Source organism: Aggregatibacter kilianii (genome assembly GCF_003130255.1).
Lineage (GTDB): Bacteria > Pseudomonadota > Gammaproteobacteria > Enterobacterales > Pasteurellaceae > Aggregatibacter > Aggregatibacter kilianii.
Window position 1 is genome coordinate 1,601,561 of the sequence record NZ_NRCN01000001.1, and the last position, 16,738, is coordinate 1,618,298.

A 16,738-nucleotide genomic window follows, 5' to 3' on the forward strand; every position below is an offset into this window, starting at 1 on the left:
GGAGTTTACTTTGTTAAATACCTATCAATATAACACCCAACAAGAGGTGTTCCGTATCGTTCAAATTACGGATCCTCATCTATTTAAAGACACCAACGGTGAATTGTTGGGCATCAATACTCAAGCGAGTTTTTCTCAAGTTCTGACTGAAATTCAACAACAGCAATATGCTTATGATCTTGTGCTGGCTACGGGCGATTTAGTGCAGGACAGCAGTGACGAAGGCTATTTGCATTTTTGCGAAAGCGTCAAGGCGTTGGAAAAAATGGTATTTTGGATTCCGGGAAACCATGATTTTCAGCCGAAAATGTTTGATTTCCTGACAAAAGATAACATTAGCGCGAAAAAGCATATTTTACTGGGCGATCGTTGGCAAATATTATTGCTGGATAGCCAAATTTCAGGCGTGCCGCATGGGCAGCTTAGCGAATATCAACTGGACTGGTTGTTGGCAAAATTAAAAGAATATCCGCAATGTTATTCTTTAGTGGTGTTGCACCATCACATTTTATCCACCCATTCCGCTTGGTTGGATCAGCATAATTTACGTAACGCCCATGAATTGGCCTATGTACTGGCGCCATTTTCCAATGTCAAAGGGATTTTACACGGTCATATCCATCAACAAGTGGATGGCGAATGGCATGGCTACAAAGTGATGGCAACCCCTTCTACGGGCATTCAGTTTAAACCGGACAGCAATACGTTTGCCTTAGATACTGTTCAACCGGGCTGGCGCGAAATTGAACTACACGCTGACGGACACATCGAAACCCGCGTCAAACGCATTCAGCACAAGACTTTCCTGCCAAACTTGCAGGAAGAAGGGTATTGATTGGCGTTAAAGTGCGGTCGAAATTCACAACGTTTTTTAAAGGGGATGTTTCATCCCCTTTATTTTTGCTAGAATTCCACCTCCTTCATCTGTGGTTCGCAACCCTCCCACACAAAAAAACTAAGGATACATCATGTCAAATCAACCGAATAAAGCCCTTGTGATTTTCTCCGGCGGGCAAGATTCCACCACCTGTTTATTTCTCGCGATCAAAGAATTCGGCGCGGAAAATGTTGAAGTCATCACCTTTCAGTATGGCCAACGCCATGCCATCGAACTGGAAAAAGCCCGTTGGATTGCGCAGGATTTGAAGGTCAAACAAACGCTACTTGATACCAGTGTTATCAAAGCCATTACGCACAACGCCCTGATGGATCCACACGCACAAATTAGCCAAAAAGACGATGAATTACCAAATACTTTTGTGGACGGGCGCAACGCCTTATTTTTGCTTTACGCCGCTATTTACGCCAAAAGCCAAGGCATTCGGAGCATTTACACCGGCGTGTGCGAAACGGATTTCAGCGGTTATCCCGATTGTCGCGACGTGTTTGTCAAATCCATGAACGTGACTTTAAACCTGGCCATGGATTACCCTTTTGACATTCGCACGCCGCTCATGTGGTTAGATAAAAAAGACACTTGGGCACTGGCAGATCAACTCGGTGCATTCGATTACATCCGCCAACACACTCACACCTGCTACAACGGAGTAGAAGGGGGCTGCGGCGAATGCCCGAGTTGTGTATTGCGGGAGCGCGGGTTGAAAGCGTATTTGCAGGAACGAAAAAGTTAAAACCGACGAAAAAATCAACTGCCCTTTTTCTGTTTTAAATAAAAAAATACCCACGCGCAGTCGTGGGTATGTAGCTATATGGAAAGATTTATTTATCCCAGTTTCTTGCAGAAAATGCTCCACTGAAACCTCTTTCTTGGTTGACATAGATGCCACCCATTTCATCAGCATTCTTTCCAAAGAATGCCCCTTGCATGGTTGTGCCATCTTTTGTTCCGCTAAATTGGTTACCGGAGATTTTACCTTCCAGTTTGGCAAGAGTGTCATCTGGGTAACCCTCTGCCACTAATCGTCCATCCACTTTTTTCTCATCAAAGTTAGCTGTCATATCGATACCTACTATTCCCCATCTTGGTGGGTTGACGCCAGAAGCTCCCTCATTTAGGGTTTCGTTGTTGACATGGTAGCTACTTAATCCAAGATAACGTACTTCACCTGTATGTGGAATTTCATTTATCGGGGTTAATTCACCTTGTGCATAAACGTAGGTTTTTCCATCTTTTTGGTTTTGATAGATGCCATTTCTTGTGCTATTCATGAATATTAGACCGTTAACAAATGCACCGGTACTTAAACGAGTTTCTCCGTTTTTGTTCAAATAAGTATATCCAGGATTTACCCCTTCAGGTGCAATATCAATTCGTTTTCCGTTAATATTTAATACTTCGATATTGTTTGAACTTAAATTATGTAATTTGGGATTCACAATTTTATCGTTTACATTACCGCTTTTATATTCATAAGCTACACCTATATTCATAAGCTACACCATTATATTTTCCACTTGTTGGAATTGGCTCAACTGATATCAGTGGACCTTTATTTACTATTTCTATAGGTGTTTTTGGTTGTTCTATCTGATCATTCGACTGGTTTGAAACCATGGGTTGGGTAGTTTGATTATTTATTTGATTTGGTGTTTTAGACTGATTTTCTTGATTTTTTTGCTGACTTGGAATCAGCGGTTGAGTAATGATATTTTTTGTGTTATCTATATCATTTGAATCATTATCGCCGGATGAGCAAGCAGATAAACTTAATGCAGTAACAACAGCTAGAATAGATAAATTGAATTTATTCATTAGAGTTCCTTATTTACAACATAGTAAAGAAAAGTGGTAGTCGTTTGTCGCTATTTACGACAGGCGAAATAATATCAAAAAATAATAACAAAGCAAATTAGTAGGTTTTATAAAATGGATCGAAAATAATAAAAAAAGTGCGGTAGGTTTTTAGGATAAATTTAAAATATTTGTGAAACCTGCCCTACTACAACGCATTATAAATTACCATGAACAGGCAGATGAGTTCATTCGCATTCAAAAAGTGCGGTCAGTTTTCGCGATGAATTTAAAATATCCGCAAAATCCACCGCACTTCAACGTATTTACCCGCCAAAACTGTTATAATCCCCGCCAATTTTTTCCAACCATTGAGACCTTATGAAACAACTTTTTGCCACCACAGCCCGTGGGTTTGAAGAGCTTTTGAAATCCGAATTGACCGAGTTAGGCGCACAGGATGCTAAAGTCGCGCAAGGCGGCGTGCATTATTGGGCGGATGACGAAACCCTATATCGTACTTTGCTTTGGAGTCGTTTGAGTTCACGCATTTTATTGCCTATCGTGCAAGCGAAAGTCTTTAGCGATTTGGATTTATATTCCGCTGTGGTGGGCGTGAATTGGTTGGATTATTTTGATGAAAAAGTTCATTTTTTCGTGGATTTTAACGGTACGAACCAAGAAATTCGTCATACCCAATTTGGCGCGATGCGTGTAAAAGATGGGATTGTGGATTATTTTGAACGCCATGGTCGCGCCCGTCCAAACGTGGATAAAGAACAACCGGATATTCGTATTCATGCGTATTTAAATCGTGATGATGTGGTGCTTTCTCTCGATTTAAGTGGTGGTGCGCTGCACATGCGCGGTTATCGCGAAGACACCGGCAAAGCGCCGTTGCGTGAAACCTTGGCAGCTGCGATTGTGCTGCGTTCCGGTTGGCAAAAAGGCATACCGTTGGTGGACCCGATGTGCGGTTCGGGTACGCTATTGATTGAAGCCGCACAAATGGAAGCGCAAATCGCACCGCAATTATATCGTCTGCATTGGGGCTTTGATTTTTGGCAGGGGCATAATCAGGCAGCGTGGGAAAAGGTGAAAGAAGAGGCTTTAGCCTTGGCGGAAGCCGAAAAACAACGTGAAAATCCACCGCACTTTTATGGCTTCGATTTGGATCATCTCGTGTTGCAAAAAGCCAAACAAAACGCCAAAAATGCGGGCGTGGCGCATTTGATGCAATGGCAACAGGGCGATGTGGCGGCGATAAAAAATCCAAGTCCGAACGTAGCAGGCACGGTGATTTGTAACCCGCCGTATGGCGAACGTTTAGGCACAACGCCGGCGCTGATTGCCTTGTATTCTGTGTTTGGGCAACGCTTGAAACAACAATTTGCCGGCTGGAACGTCTCTATTTTCAGTGGTGAACCAAGTCTATTGGATTGCTTGCGTTTACGTTCTCACCGTCAATTTAAAGCGAAAAACGGCCCGTTAGATTGCGTACAGAAAAATTATCAAATTGCCGAGCGCGCAGAGCAAAGTGCGGTAGAAAACACCGTAGAATTTGACCGCACTTCTCCGGTTTCTTCTGAAGTAGCGGTGGATTTCGCTAATCGCCTGCAAAAAAATATCAAGAAAATTGAGAAATGGGCGAAGCAGCAGGGGCTAGACGCTTATCGCTTATATGATGCGGATTTGCCAGAATACAATTTGGCGGTGGATCGTTATGCCGATCACATTGTGGTGCAGGAATATGCCGCGCCGAAAAATATTGATGAAAATAAAGCGCGCCAACGCTTGTTGGATGCGGTGAATGCCACGTTGAACGTTACCGGCATTGAAACCAATAAATTGATTTTAAAAGTGCGCCAAAAACAAAAAGGCACTAATCAATATGAAAAATTGGCGAACAAAGGCGAGTATTTTTATGTAAACGAATACGGCGTGAAGTTGTGGGTGAACTTAACAGATTATTTGGATACCGGCTTGTTTTTGGATCATCGCCTAACCCGTAAAATGCTCGGTGAAATGGCGCAAGGCAAAGATTTCCTCAATTTGTTTGCTTACACCGGTTCGGCAACGGTACATGCAGCGTTGGGTAAGGCAAAATCTACCACAACCGTCGATATGTCAAATACCTATCTCAACTGGGCGGAACAGAATTTGTTGTTGAACGACATTGAAGGTAAACAACATAAACTGATTCAAGCGGATTGCCTGCAATGGCTAGAAAAATGCGATCGTCAGTTTGATTTGATTTTTGTTGATCCGCCGACATTCTCCAATTCAAAACGCATGGAAGACAGTTGGGACGTGCAACGGGATCACATTAAATTAATGACGAATTTAAAACGTATTCTGCGCCCGAATGGCACCATTGTGTTCTCTAACAACAAACGCGGTTTCAAAATGGATTTTGCTAAGTTGGAAGAATTAGGCTTAAGTGCGGTGGAAATTTCTCACAAAACCTTACCGTTGGATTTTGAACGCAATAAGCAAATTCATAATTGTTGGCTGGTGCAAGCAGAGGCACACCGTTAATTATTCAAGAGATAAAAAAAGCCCTTCAAGGGGGGGGAAGGGCTAAGAGTATTTGGAGTCATATTTTTATTAGGGTATGGCGACATTATAGCCATCTTGATTTATATTTCAACAAATCTGTAACAAAAAATTAACCTTTCTTTTCATGTGGATTACGGGTGTTGGCGTTAACCAAATTACGCATGAGTAACGCATAATCCAAATGAATATCCAGTGGCACATCTAAAAAGACAAAGTGTCCGTCGCCCAAGGCCGCATCGACCTCGGCATTTTTACGGTTGAGCATTTTGTTGATTTTAAACACGATGTTGCCTTGCGGTGTCATCATTTCCACTTCATCGCCGAGCAAGAATTTGTTCTTAACTGCCACTTCCGCCATACCGAGTTCATTACGTTTACCGGTGAATTCGCCGACAAATTGTTGACGATCGGAAATAGAGTAGCCGTAGTCGTAATTTTGGTATTCATCGTGGGTGTGGCGACGTAGGAAACCTTCAGTATAACCACGGTGGGCAAGGGACTCTAAGGTGTCCATCAAGCTTTCATCAAATGGTTTACCGGCGGCCGCATCGTCAATGGCTTTGCGGTACACTTGGGCGGTACGGGCGCAGTAATAGAAGGATTTGGTACGACCTTCGATCTTTAAGGAATGTACGCCAAGTGCGGTGAGTTTTTCCACATGTTGCACCGCGCGTAAATCTTTTGAGTTCATGAAGTAAGTGCCATGCTCGTCTTCAAAGGCGGTCATTTGCTCGTCAGGATTTTGCGCTTCGGTGTAAAGGAAAACTTTATCGGTCACTGCGCCTTCGCCCAAGGTTGGGGCGACGTTTTTCACTTCAATCTGTTGGCTTGGATCAACTTTCGGCACGATATTGCCTACGTCATCCACTTTGCCTTCTTCCATTTTGTATTCCCAGCGGCAGGCGTTAGTGCAGGTGCCTTGGTTTGGATCGCGTTTATTGATGTAACCGGAAAGTAGGCAACGGCCGGAATAGGCCATGCAAAGTGCGCCATGTACGAAAATTTCCAGTTCAATATCCGGCACTTGTTGACGGATTTCGGCGATTTCATCAAGGGAAAGTTCGCGAGATAAAATCACGCGGGTCAATCCCATTTGTTTCCAGAATTTCACAGTTGCCCAGTTCACCGCATTGGCTTGTACGGAAAGGTGAATATCAATGTCAGGGAAGTGTTCACGTACCAGCATAATCAAACCGGGATCGGACATGATCAGCGCATCCGGGCCCATGTCGATAACCGGTTGTAGATCTTTAATAAAGGTTTTGAGTTTGGAATTGTGCGGTGCAATGTTCACCACGACATAGAACTTTTTGCCGAGCGCATGGGCTTCATCAATGCCGATTTTTAAATTGGCGTGATTAAATTCATTATTGCGTACGCGTAAGCTGTAACGCGGTTGACCGGCATACACGGCGTCTGCGCCATAAGCAAAGGCATAACGCATATTTTTTAAGGAGCCGGCAGGGGAAAGTAATTCGGGTTTAAATAGGGTTGTCATAATGGTCTCTTGGTCTGATGTCAGGTCAGGAATTTGCGCAAGGCAAATGGAATAAAGACGGCTATTTTAGGCGGATTTTGCTTTTTGTAAAGCAAAAGTGCGGTCTGAAAAAATAACGTTTTTCGATTTTCATATACAAATATTTTAGATGATAATGAATTTCATTTGGTGCAGGCGTATAATGGCTTAGCTACTACTTAATAGGGTGGGGCGAATTCTGATTTGACGACTTAAAAAGGAGAATAAGTATGTTAAAAAATATTGAAAAGGCGACCGTTCTTAAACTTAATGATCTTTTGACATATCAGGATGGTCAGGTAATCAGTAAAACATTCTCACAAAATCCGGCCGTAGGATTAACCATGTTTTGTTTACCGAAAGGAGAAGAAATTAGCGCGCATAAATCTCGTGGTGACGCCCTTGTCACGATGTTGGAAGGTAAAGCCCGCATTACCATCGATAAAACCGATTATGAAGTAAATGGCGGTGAGAGTATTGTGCTTCCGGCAGATGTTCCTCATGCATTATATGCTTTGGAAAATTTCAAAATGTTTTTAACAGTAGTTTTCCCAAAAGAGGGAAGATAGTGGGGGAAACAGGCACTTGAAAAAGTGCCTTTTTATTGTCACGAATAAACGGTGGATTGATTGTCCTGTGATTTGTATTTAGGTTTGAAACAATCTCTTCGTTTTAGCAGAAAATAAAAAAGGAAGATTTACAAAATAAACCTAATGATATTCTGTATACGATAAGAATATGAGGATTATTGTGAGTAAGAATAAAACAGTTTGATATTTAAGAAAATTGGCGGAACGGACGGGACTCGAACCCGCGACCCCCTGCGTGACAGGCAGGTATTCTAACCAGCTGAACTACCGCTCCGAATTAGAATTGAGATAAAAATTGGCGGAATGGACGGGACTCGAACCCGCGACCCCCTGCGTGACAGGCAGGTATTCTAACCAGCTGAACTACCACTCCGCACAGGTGAGGTGCATAATAATGGCGTAGGGGGATTCCGTCAACTTTTTTTTTGTTTTTTTCGGTTACTTGTTTAATCGGTGAACGATTATTTTTACTGCAAGGTTTCCTCTTTTGTACGGCGATCCCACAGACAATTTTCTTTGCTTTTTTTGTTAATTAATTTGAGATATTCCAAATGGGCTTCCAGTTCTTCTTCTGTCGGTGTTAGCAAGCGTAAATTACGCGAAAAAGTCACCGCACTTTTTAGCTGATGATGAGTTACCGCTTGTTGAATCACGTCCTGCTCGCTTTCATCGAATAAACTGGTTTGCCCGCCGGTCATGGCAAGGTAAACGTCTGCTAAAATTTCCGCATCTAGCAACGCCCCGTGCAAGGTGCGTTTACTGTTATCAATATCTAAGCGGGAACATAAAGCATCCAAATTATTCTTCTTGCCGGGATACATTTGGCGCGCCATCACCAAGGTGTCGGTAACCGTACAAATATCGTTGGTTTTTATCGGCAAATTCAGCTTGCGAAATTCATAATCCATAAAGCCCACATCGAAGGGCGCATTATGGATCAATAACTCGGCACCTTTGATGTATTCAATAAATTCATTCGCTATTTGGCTAAAATCCGGTTTGTCCGCCAACATTTCATCAGTAATGCCGTGAACTTTAATGGCCTCGGGATCGACCGATCGATCAGGTTTAATATAAATGTGAAAATTATTGCCGGTATAACGACGGTTAATTAGTTCTACCGCGCCGATTTCAATAATGCAGTGGCCTTCATAGTGGGCGCCTAATTGATTCATACCGGTGGTTTCCGTATCCAGTACGATTTGACGATTCTGATGGGTTTGAATACTCATAACTTCACTTTTTATCCGCAAAAATTTCGGGTATTATCGCTTCATTTGCAATAAATTAGTAGTCAATATGCGTAAACAAATCGAAATTTTTACCGACGGATCCTGCCTTGGAAACCCAGGCGCCGGAGGTATTGGCGTTCTGCTTCGTTACAAACAACATGAAAAAAGCCTCTCAAAAGGTTATTTCCTCACCACCAATAATCGCATGGAATTATTAGCCGTCATCGAAGCGTTAAATAGCCTCAAAGAGCCTTGCGACATCCATTTATACAGCGATAGCCAATACATGAAAAACGGCATCACGCAATGGATTTTCAATTGGAAAAAAAACAATTGGAAAGCCAGTAGTGGCAAGCCGGTAAAAAACCAAGATTTATGGATAGCATTAGACCAAGCTATCGCCCGTCATAAGGTTGATTGGCGCTGGGTTAAAGGACACGCCGGGCACCGTGAAAATGAAATCTGCGACCAGTTGGCAAAACAAGGCGCGGAGAACCCGACATTGCATGATGAAGGGTACCAAGGGGAGTAAATTTTTTAATGGTGGGAGCGAATAGTAGAAAATAAACGATTTTTTAACCGCACTTTTTCCGCAAGATCGAACCGATTCGTTTTTTTGTATTCAACATGAAAAAGGGTGCCTAAGCACCCTTTGTTATTATTGCGGAGATGGTTAATTTAACCAACCTGCACTCATTAAGAAGTTCCACCATGTCATACCGATGGTGAGGTGGACGATGAGACTGCCGAAGGCAATGATGGCACCGGCTGTCCACCAAGATTTGATGTCGTTATAACCCGCACCAAAGGCAATTGGGCCCGGGCCGCCACCGTAGTGAGTGACAGATCCGCCGTAGGAGTTGGCGAATAATAAGCCGAGGGCAAGCAGTTGGGCCGGTGCGCCGGCAACATGGCCGACGGTGGCGAATACCGGTACCATGGCAGCAACGTAGGCACCGCCTGAAGCGAACAAGTAACGCACAGCCACACTTAAGGTGAGAATCACGATTAATGCAAGCGTGCCCTGACCTTCAAATTGTAGAATCGCTTTTAAGGATTCCGCAAGCCATTCAAAGAATTTGGCTTTTTCAAGCAAACCTGACATCCCGATGATACCGCCGTACCAAATTAAGGTGTTCCAACCGCCTTTGTTTTTCAAAATGTCATCCCAAGACACGATGCTTAGCACAATACAGCACACCATCACGATTAACGCAACGATGGTGGCATTCAGGTTAAGTGCAGAAGAGAAGATCCAACCGAATAAGGCAATGATAAATAGCACGATCAAGGCTTTTTCACGGTAAGACATCGGGCCTAATTCTTCCAAACCTTTACGGGCAATTTCTTTGTTATCCACTTCTTTCATTTCCGGCGGAGAAACCCAGTAGCAGATTAACGGAATTAAGAATAAACAGAGTAAACCCGGCACGGATGCGGCTAAGAACCAGTGTAACCAGTCGATATTGAAACCTAAAATCGGCGCCATTAAAGAAAGTGCAAGGGCGTTTGGCGCCATGGCGGTTAAGAAAATATAGGATGTAGTTTTAACCACCATGTACACGTTCATCATTAAATAACGACCGGCTTTTTTCGGACTTTTTTCAGGTTCTGAACCTAGCGCTACCGCCACACTGTTAATGATTGGGAATATGATACCGCCTGAACGCGCTGTATTAGACGGCGTTGCAGGTGAGAGCAGTAAATCCAAGAACATGGTTACATAACCAAGTCGCAGGGTAGTGCTACCCATGGCGCCAATCATGTGATAGGCAATACGTTTACCTAACCCTGTAATCACAAAGGCGGAACTCAGTGTGAAGGCAGTGAAGATCAGCCAAGTCGTACCGGATTTGTAGCCGCTGAGGATGTCACCGGCTTTCAGAAATTCTTTGGCGCCTTCGGTATTACCGATAATCGCACCGGAAACCGCAACTGCCGCCAGCAAAATCACCGGTTCGCCGTAAGGTTTTAATACCAAACCCACAATGGTGGCGATATAAACCCCGAGTAAACGCCAAGCAATCAGAGAAAGTCCCTCCGGTGCCGGTAGTAGGAATGTGATGAGTGGAATCACCACTAAAATACCTAGTTTTGCATTTTTAGATAGTGCCATTTTAATTACCTCTTAATGATAAAAAGAAAATCGCCAGTGCCAATAAATCGGCACTACCACCTGAACTTAAATTACGTTCAATGCAGGCAGCATCAAATTTCATTAATGCCCGTGTCAGTATTGCTTTATCCAACACGGCATGTTGATCTGCAAGCAGATCTTGAGCTGTTTGCCGTATAAAATGTAACCCGTCCAAACCGCCGCGGTGAACTACGTTGGTATCAGGATTGGTTGCCATTAAATGCAACAACAGAATCAGTAAACGATGTTCCCGCTCCAACAGATGATACTCATCAAATTGTGGTAACAAAGTTTGAATTAGGTTAAAACCACTTTCCGCTTCACCACGGGCGCCGGTTAAACCGTATTTTCGGAATAAGCGCACACCGGCTGTGACCGGCAAATGGTCGGGATAATGTTTCAGTTCGTCGGTGAGGCCTTGAGCAAATTGGGCGACAAGTGAGCAGATTAATTTAATATCAAAATCGACCGCACTTTGCGCCACCTCTTGCCGTATCAATAAACGTCCAATCGCCGTGCACACCAAACCGAAGGAAAAAATAGCCCCTTTATGGGTGTTAACGCCATGGGTGGCCTTAAACATCGCCTTTTCTGCCAACAGACCAAGAGGGCGAACCTCCGCTAAGATTTGTTTTTCAGGCAAATGGGCGGTGGTCATGCCTTTGAGTACGAATTGCGTAAAAAAAGGGCGTAAACTGACTGCACTTTGCTCAAAGGTATGTAGGTTCATGTCCTTGTGCGAACCGTTGTTGACGGTATCCACCAAACCCGGTTTCGGCGATAATCGTGCTTCTTGCACCAACGCCGAATAAACCTGCTCACCGATGTATTCCGCCACAGCATGGCGTTGGGCGCGGGATTGCATTTCCGCCACAATTTCATCAACGGCGTGTTTACGGGTTCTGGCACAGATTTTTGCTTCATTGCCACACACTAGGCAGGCTCTTGGCGGAAGAGCAAAATCTGCGCGGCTCAGCAGATTACCTTTTGCATCGAACACATCCAAATCCCATAACCGGGCAAGAGGTATGCTTTCCTCCAATTCGATCGTTGCCGCTTTCAGCGCACGACCATCAATCGGCAACACAAAAAACGCCTCATGTCCCGTTACTAACGGACGAATAATTTCCTTTGTGGGCGTGATGTGCAACTGCATAAAAAGTGCGGTTAGATTTTCCAATGTTTTTGTAAATACATAATCCAACAGGGCATTTTTCTTCACCCCGCCCACCGCCGTTAGGGTGACGCAAAGCAAGGTTTGCCCATATTGGGTTAACAGCTGTTGCTGCAAACTAGCTCGTTCCTCTCGGGCATTAAGCAATACCTCAAGTGAAATTTCTGAACCTTCAGTGGAGAATGTCGTAAAAAAATACTGCAAGATTTAATCACTCTTTATTAGTCTTTTGTTATAGCAATATCTGATAGGGTGATAAGACATCCTTTATCTTTATGATATATATCACTTATTATTCCTTGCATTTCAATTTCCTGATGTTTTTCAATTCGTTCTTTTGCCCATTCATAATAAACGTTGCCATGTTCACGTCCAATATCACTGAAAACATAAATATCTTTTGCAAGTTTGGTTAAAAGCAATGCTCTTTTTTGGAGCTCCATTTCTTCTATATATTTACTAGGATCAGGAAAAAGACCATAGTAGCGGGTGATAAATAAGAATTCAGGAGAGTTAAATCCTACAGGCGTTCCTTTAACCGTAGTTAGACCTGTAATATAGTCGTCCTTGTTACCCGAACAGATCTTCTGAGGAACTGCATCAATAACTCCTTTAGTTCCATATTTCATTTGGTCAAGCCCAATGGTTGCTGTTCTCAATTTAGCTCTAGTACTATCTATCGATCGAGCGATATCATTTGCTGAACAAGCCGCTAAGGAGAGCATTGCTATCGCTAAAATTAGTTTTCTCATAGTAATTCCTTTTATTTTAGTGGGTTTCATTACTCGCTGCCTTTTAGGAATTGAGTTTGTAGGGGATTTTTGAATATTCAAACAATCAAGTCGATAGTTCAAAAATTCCCATTAAGCAAGTTCAATTGATAAAAGCGTCATTCTTTGACTTGATACACCGTATCAATCACCGTTCCGTCACGATAACGAACAACGGCGACCGGTTTATCGGTAAACTCAATTTCTTTTGGTTTGCCGGTTAAACTGTAAGCGCGTTCGCAAAGTTGTTCGATGGTAAATAATGGGATGCCTGCATCAGATAAGGCATTGATTAAATCCGAACGTTTCGGATTGACGGCAGCACCGTGGTCGGTCACTAAGATGTCGATATTTTCACCCGGCGTTACGCAGGTAATCACGCTTTCCACTACCGTTGGGATACGACCACGAACTAATGGCGCCACGATAATGGCCACTTGTGCGGAAGACGCCGTATCACAGTGACCGCCGGATGCACCGCGAATTACGCCGTCGGAGCCGGTTAATACGTTCACGTTAAATTTGGTGTCGATCTCCAAGGCGGAAAGAATCACTACGTCTAAACGCTCAACGGAGGCGCCTTTGGAACTGTAGTTGGCATATTGGTTGGCAGATACTTCAATGTGATTTGGGTTACGGGCAAGGGATTCGGCGGCAACCGCATCGAAACTTTGCACATCGATGAGTTTTTTGATTAAGCCTTTTTCGTGTAAATCTACCATGCTGGCGGTGATACCACCGAGCGCGAAGTCGGCTTTAATGTCGTCACGTACCATTTTTTCTTCCAAGAATCGGGTTACCGCCAAGGAAGCGCCGCCGGTACCGGTTTGTAAGGAAAAGCCGTCTTTAAAATAACCGCTGGCGAAAATTACTTCGGCACATTTGCGGGCAATTAATAATTCGCGCGGGTTGGTGGTCATGCGGGTAGCGCCGCCACCGATTTTTTTCGGATCACCGACAGCATCCACTTGCACAATGAGATCCACTTGATCTTGGCCGATACTGATCGGGTGGTGCGGATAATCGGCGAATTCCTCGGTAAGCAACACGACTTTGTCAGCGTATTCGGCATCTACGCGAGCATAACCTAAAGAGCCGCACTTGCTTTTGCCGCTAAAGCCGTTGGCGTTACCGAATTTGTCACAGCAAGGCACACCTAAAAAGGCGACGTCGATTTTCAGTTCGCCGGATTTTACCAAATGCACACGGCCACCGTGAGAATGAATGTTTACCGGCTCGTCCAATAAACCGCGGGAAATTTGTTCGGCAAGCTCACCGCGTAAACCGGAAGAATAGATTTTGGTTACGACACCGTTTTTGATGTGATTGATAATCGGGTGGTGGCTGTCGATTAAGGAGGAAGAGGCGAGGGTCAGATTCTTAAAGCCCATTTCGGCAATTTTATCCATCACCATATTGACGATGAAATCACCGGCGCGGAAGGCGTGGTGGAAAGATACGGTCATACCGTTTTTTAAGCCGGAGCGTTTAATCGCTTCTTCCAAAGAGGCACAAAGTTTGCGGTCTTTCGCCGTACGGGCAAGGGATTCGGCTTTTGGAACTGCTTGATACACCGGACGATTGGCATTGAATTTGGCAATGCGTTGTTCTCTTGTTGTCATCTTTTTTCTCCCTTATTCTTCACGAATGCCTGATTTCGCACGTTCTAACACGAGTTTTGCACGCTCAATAATCGGCGCATCAATCATTTTACCGTTTAAGGAAACGACGCCGGAACCTTGTTTTTCCGCTTCTTCTGCCGCTTCAATAATGCGTTTGGCCTGGTCCACATCTTTTTGTGTCGGCGCAAACAAGTTGTGTAAGAGTTCGATTTGACGCGGGTTGATTAAGGATTTTCCATCAAAGCCTAACTGTTTAATTAATGCCGCTTCTTTTAAGAAACCTTCTTCGTTGTTGGCATTGGAATACACGGTATCAAAGGCTTGAATACCGGCGGCACGCGCCGCTTGTAAAATCGAACAGCGGGCAAATAGCAACTCGATGCCTTCCGGCGAACGTTCGGTTTTAAGATTGCGTACATAGTCTTCCGCACCAAGAGCGATGCCGATTAAACGCTTGGAGGCGGTGGCGATTTGGTTTGCTTGAGTGATACCCAATGGCGATTCGATGGCCGCTAACATTTTGGTCGAACCTACTTCGCGACCGCAGGCTTTCTCAATGTCGGTAATTGCGTTATCCATATCAACCACATCTTGTGCAGTTTCGGTTTTTGGCATCCGCACCACATCAACACCTGCACGCACTACGGCATTTAAATCCAATAAACCGAATTCGGAATCCAACGGATTAACCCGCACTACAGTTTCGATTTCTTGATAAAGCGGGTGTTGAAGCGCGTGTGCGACTAATAAGCGGGCGGAATCTTTTTCTTTGAGGGCGACTGCGTCTTCTAAGTCAAACATGATGGAATCCGGTTTATAAATAAAACTGTTGCTCAACATGGCGGCGTTTGAGCCTGGTACAAACAGCATACTTCTTCTTAATTTCATAGCACGGCCTCCCAGTTAACGGTTTCATCGCTCGCACGTAATGCGGCGGCTTTTACGCGCGCCTGTAACACGCAGTCTAATGCGCCTTTGTCTTCCACTATCACTTGGGCCGCAGTGATGTTTAATTTGGTTAACACTGCGCGCACGGTAGCTTCAATTTGCTCACCAAACTGTTTTGCCACCGAGCTGTTGATTTCAATATCTAATGAATCAAAAGGTTGGATCCGTACTTGGGCATCACTGGATTCCAGCGTGCCGGCTACGGCTGCTTTCGTTATCTTCATAGGGATTTTCCTTCTATTGGGAGTAATCATTAAAAAACGTTTTAAAAAACGACCGCACTTTTTGGGTATTGCGCAAGACGTTTGTCAAGATAGTTGGTGAGCTTGTCGAACCATGAGTTGAAATATTCGCCTTACGCCCACGTGCTGAAATGACTTATGCTTCGACAGACTCAGCAACCGTCATTTCATTTTGTAAATACGTTAATGTGCTCATTGGCACAAAATCCGCCAATGCCGTCCAATTTTTTTCGGCCAATAACTTTCTCACTGTTGAAGCGGAAATGACTTGGTTGTTTATGGTTTTTCTTGGGATTTCAATAACATTAATTGTCGGGCTTTTTATTTCAGCGTTCGTCAACCAATAATGCATTTGGCGATTATATTCGGCAGTAACTGCACAATTCGGCTCGGTTCCCACAAAACGGTGGGTAATGCCAAGGGCGGGCGCAATGTGTTGACGGAATAATTTAAGATCGATGGCAAAATAGCAGTCGTCCGTAAGGGTTTGGTCTTTTAGGAAATAATTAGGAAAGGTGGCTCGGGAAATAATATAGTCGGAGCCGGAATGGAGTGTAATATCGGATAAATCGGCAATGCCTTGTTTCACCAACGCAAAACGTTCTGCATAAGCAAACTGTGAAGCATCTTCGCCGACGACAAATAAATGCAGATGATCACATTGCTGTAATGCTTGTTCTATTAAATAGCGATGGCCTAAAGTGAAGGGATTGGCATTCATCACGATGGTACCGATACGATTGCTCGCTACCCGCATGGTTTGCCATAAGGCACATTGTTTTTGTAAACGGGTAGCGCTGTTTTCCAACAGCACAACATAAGGGAGTGCGTCAGAGATGGTGTAAAAACCGCAGGATTTAAATAGCAGTGCGTATTCGGGTTTGGTATAGATAAAAAGGTGAGGGCGTTTGAGTTCGTAGGCTAAATTGACTAATTCGGTGGCGAGTTTTAGGGCGACACCGTCGCCGCGTAAGGATTCATCAATGGCAACGCATTTTATAATATTGCCTGCCAAGCCACCGCAAACCGCCATGTCACCGGAGTCATGATATCCGACGATAAAATAGTCAATTTGTGCGTCCAACCCAAGCCCACTTTTTCTTAAAAACGCTCGAATGACGGACAAATCGTTGTGCTTGGTATCGATTCGCTCAAACTGCATACGCCCTCCGAGAATAAGTGAGAAAAAGTGAGCGTATTTTACTTGAATTTAAACGTTTTTGCTAACTCCAAAATGGTATTGTTTATTTTCTCAA

At 44.0% G+C, this 16,738-nt stretch carries 16 protein-coding genes, 2 tRNA genes and 1 riboswitch; of the genes, 5 read left to right on the forward strand and 13 right to left on the reverse strand.

What is annotated here, in order from left to right:
- The first annotated feature begins 10 nt into the window (after window positions 1-10).
- Complete coding sequence (cpdA, locus tag DK428_RS07555; protein WP_109063491.1) at window positions 11-835, forward strand: 3',5'-cyclic-AMP phosphodiesterase; 825 nt, start codon at window positions 11-13, stop codon at window positions 833-835.
- 85 nt (window positions 836-920) lie between these two features.
- Window positions 921-965: riboswitch (PreQ1 riboswitch) on the forward strand.
- 3 nt (window positions 966-968) lie between these two features.
- Window positions 969-1,631 (forward strand): 7-cyano-7-deazaguanine synthase QueC, encoded by a 663-nt coding sequence (queC, locus tag DK428_RS07560; RefSeq protein ID WP_109063492.1) that lies wholly within the window; start codon window positions 969-971, stop codon window positions 1,629-1,631.
- Window positions 1,632-1,719: 88 nt separating this feature from the next.
- Here queC and DK428_RS07565 read toward each other — a convergent pair whose 3' ends face one another.
- Window positions 1,720-2,391, reverse strand: a complete 672-nt coding sequence (locus DK428_RS07565) for a transferrin-binding protein-like solute binding protein (protein WP_109089981.1) — start codon at window positions 2,389-2,391, stop codon at window positions 1,720-1,722.
- Window positions 2,369-2,713 (reverse strand): hypothetical protein, encoded by a 345-nt coding sequence (locus DK428_RS07570; RefSeq protein ID WP_109089982.1) that lies wholly within the window; start codon window positions 2,711-2,713, stop codon window positions 2,369-2,371. Before DK428_RS07570 ends, DK428_RS07565 begins: the two co-directional genes overlap by 23 nt.
- Before the next feature lie 360 nt (window positions 2,714-3,073).
- Here DK428_RS07570 and rlmKL point away from each other — a divergent pair, with 360 nt between their 5' ends.
- Window positions 3,074-5,230, forward strand: a complete 2,157-nt coding sequence (gene rlmKL, locus DK428_RS07580) for a bifunctional 23S rRNA (guanine(2069)-N(7))-methyltransferase RlmK/23S rRNA (guanine(2445)-N(2))-methyltransferase RlmL (protein ID WP_109063495.1) — start codon at window positions 3,074-3,076, stop codon at window positions 5,228-5,230.
- A gap of 130 nt (window positions 5,231-5,360) precedes the next feature.
- Here the strand turns inward: rlmKL and trhP are convergent, their stop codons facing one another.
- Window positions 5,361-6,749, reverse strand: a complete 1,389-nt coding sequence (trhP, locus tag DK428_RS07585; protein ID WP_109063496.1) for a prephenate-dependent tRNA uridine(34) hydroxylase TrhP — start codon at window positions 6,747-6,749, stop codon at window positions 5,361-5,363.
- Between the two features lie 248 nt (window positions 6,750-6,997).
- Here trhP and DK428_RS07590 point away from each other — a divergent pair, with 248 nt between their 5' ends.
- Window positions 6,998-7,336 carry a cupin domain-containing protein gene (locus DK428_RS07590; RefSeq protein WP_005701394.1) on the forward strand — a complete coding sequence of 113 codons (339 nt, stop codon included), beginning with the start codon at window positions 6,998-7,000 and terminating at the stop codon, window positions 7,334-7,336.
- A 218-nt stretch (window positions 7,337-7,554) separates the two neighbouring features.
- Here DK428_RS07590 and DK428_RS07595 read toward each other — a convergent pair.
- The 3 genes from DK428_RS07595 to dnaQ form a co-directional block, all read right to left on the reverse strand.
- A tRNA-Asp gene (locus DK428_RS07595) sits at window positions 7,555-7,631 on the reverse strand.
- A 22-nt stretch (window positions 7,632-7,653) separates the two neighbouring features.
- Window positions 7,654-7,730: transfer RNA gene (locus DK428_RS07600), tRNA-Asp, on the reverse strand.
- A gap of 94 nt (window positions 7,731-7,824) precedes the next feature.
- On the reverse strand, window positions 7,825-8,589 hold the full coding sequence (dnaQ, locus tag DK428_RS07605) for a DNA polymerase III subunit epsilon (protein ID WP_109063497.1): 765 nt from the start codon (window positions 8,587-8,589) through the stop codon (window positions 7,825-7,827).
- A gap of 67 nt (window positions 8,590-8,656) precedes the next feature.
- On the opposite strand from dnaQ, the gene rnhA reads away from it, so the two are divergent.
- Window positions 8,657-9,121, forward strand: coding sequence for a ribonuclease HI (rnhA, locus tag DK428_RS07610; protein ID WP_050693313.1), 465 nt, complete (start codon window positions 8,657-8,659; stop codon window positions 9,119-9,121).
- A 141-nt stretch (window positions 9,122-9,262) separates the two neighbouring features.
- Here the strand turns inward: rnhA and DK428_RS07615 are convergent, their stop codons facing one another.
- The 7 genes from DK428_RS07615 to citC all read right to left on the reverse strand — a co-directional run bounded on the left by DK428_RS07615 (window position 9,263) and on the right by citC (window position 16,644).
- Window positions 9,263-10,705 (reverse strand): anion permease, encoded by a 1,443-nt coding sequence (locus DK428_RS07615; RefSeq protein WP_109089983.1) that lies wholly within the window; start codon window positions 10,703-10,705, stop codon window positions 9,263-9,265.
- Window position 10,706: 1 nt separating this feature from the next.
- Entirely contained in the window at window positions 10,707-12,104 is a 1,398-nt protein-coding gene (gene citG, locus DK428_RS07620) for a triphosphoribosyl-dephospho-CoA synthase CitG (RefSeq protein WP_109063499.1), read from the reverse strand.
- A 17-nt stretch (window positions 12,105-12,121) separates the two neighbouring features.
- Window positions 12,122-12,652 carry a hypothetical protein gene (locus DK428_RS07625; protein WP_109092130.1) on the reverse strand — a complete coding sequence of 177 codons (531 nt, stop codon included), beginning with the start codon at window positions 12,650-12,652 and terminating at the stop codon, window positions 12,122-12,124.
- 137 nt (window positions 12,653-12,789) lie between these two features.
- On the reverse strand, window positions 12,790-14,292 hold the full coding sequence (gene citF / locus DK428_RS07630; RefSeq protein WP_109063501.1) for a citrate lyase subunit alpha: 1,503 nt from the start codon (window positions 14,290-14,292) through the stop codon (window positions 12,790-12,792).
- 12 nt (window positions 14,293-14,304) lie between these two features.
- On the reverse strand, window positions 14,305-15,180 hold the full coding sequence (citE, locus tag DK428_RS07635; RefSeq protein ID WP_162616573.1) for a citrate (pro-3S)-lyase subunit beta: 876 nt from the start codon (window positions 15,178-15,180) through the stop codon (window positions 14,305-14,307).
- Window positions 15,177-15,464, reverse strand: coding sequence for a citrate lyase acyl carrier protein (gene citD, locus DK428_RS07640; RefSeq protein ID WP_005701386.1), 288 nt, complete (start codon window positions 15,462-15,464; stop codon window positions 15,177-15,179). Before citD ends, citE begins: the two co-directional genes overlap by 4 nt.
- A gap of 154 nt (window positions 15,465-15,618) precedes the next feature.
- Window positions 15,619-16,644 carry a [citrate (pro-3S)-lyase] ligase gene (gene citC, locus DK428_RS07645; protein ID WP_109063502.1) on the reverse strand — a complete coding sequence of 342 codons (1,026 nt, stop codon included), beginning with the start codon at window positions 16,642-16,644 and terminating at the stop codon, window positions 15,619-15,621.
- Between the last annotated feature and the right edge of the window lie 94 nt (window positions 16,645-16,738).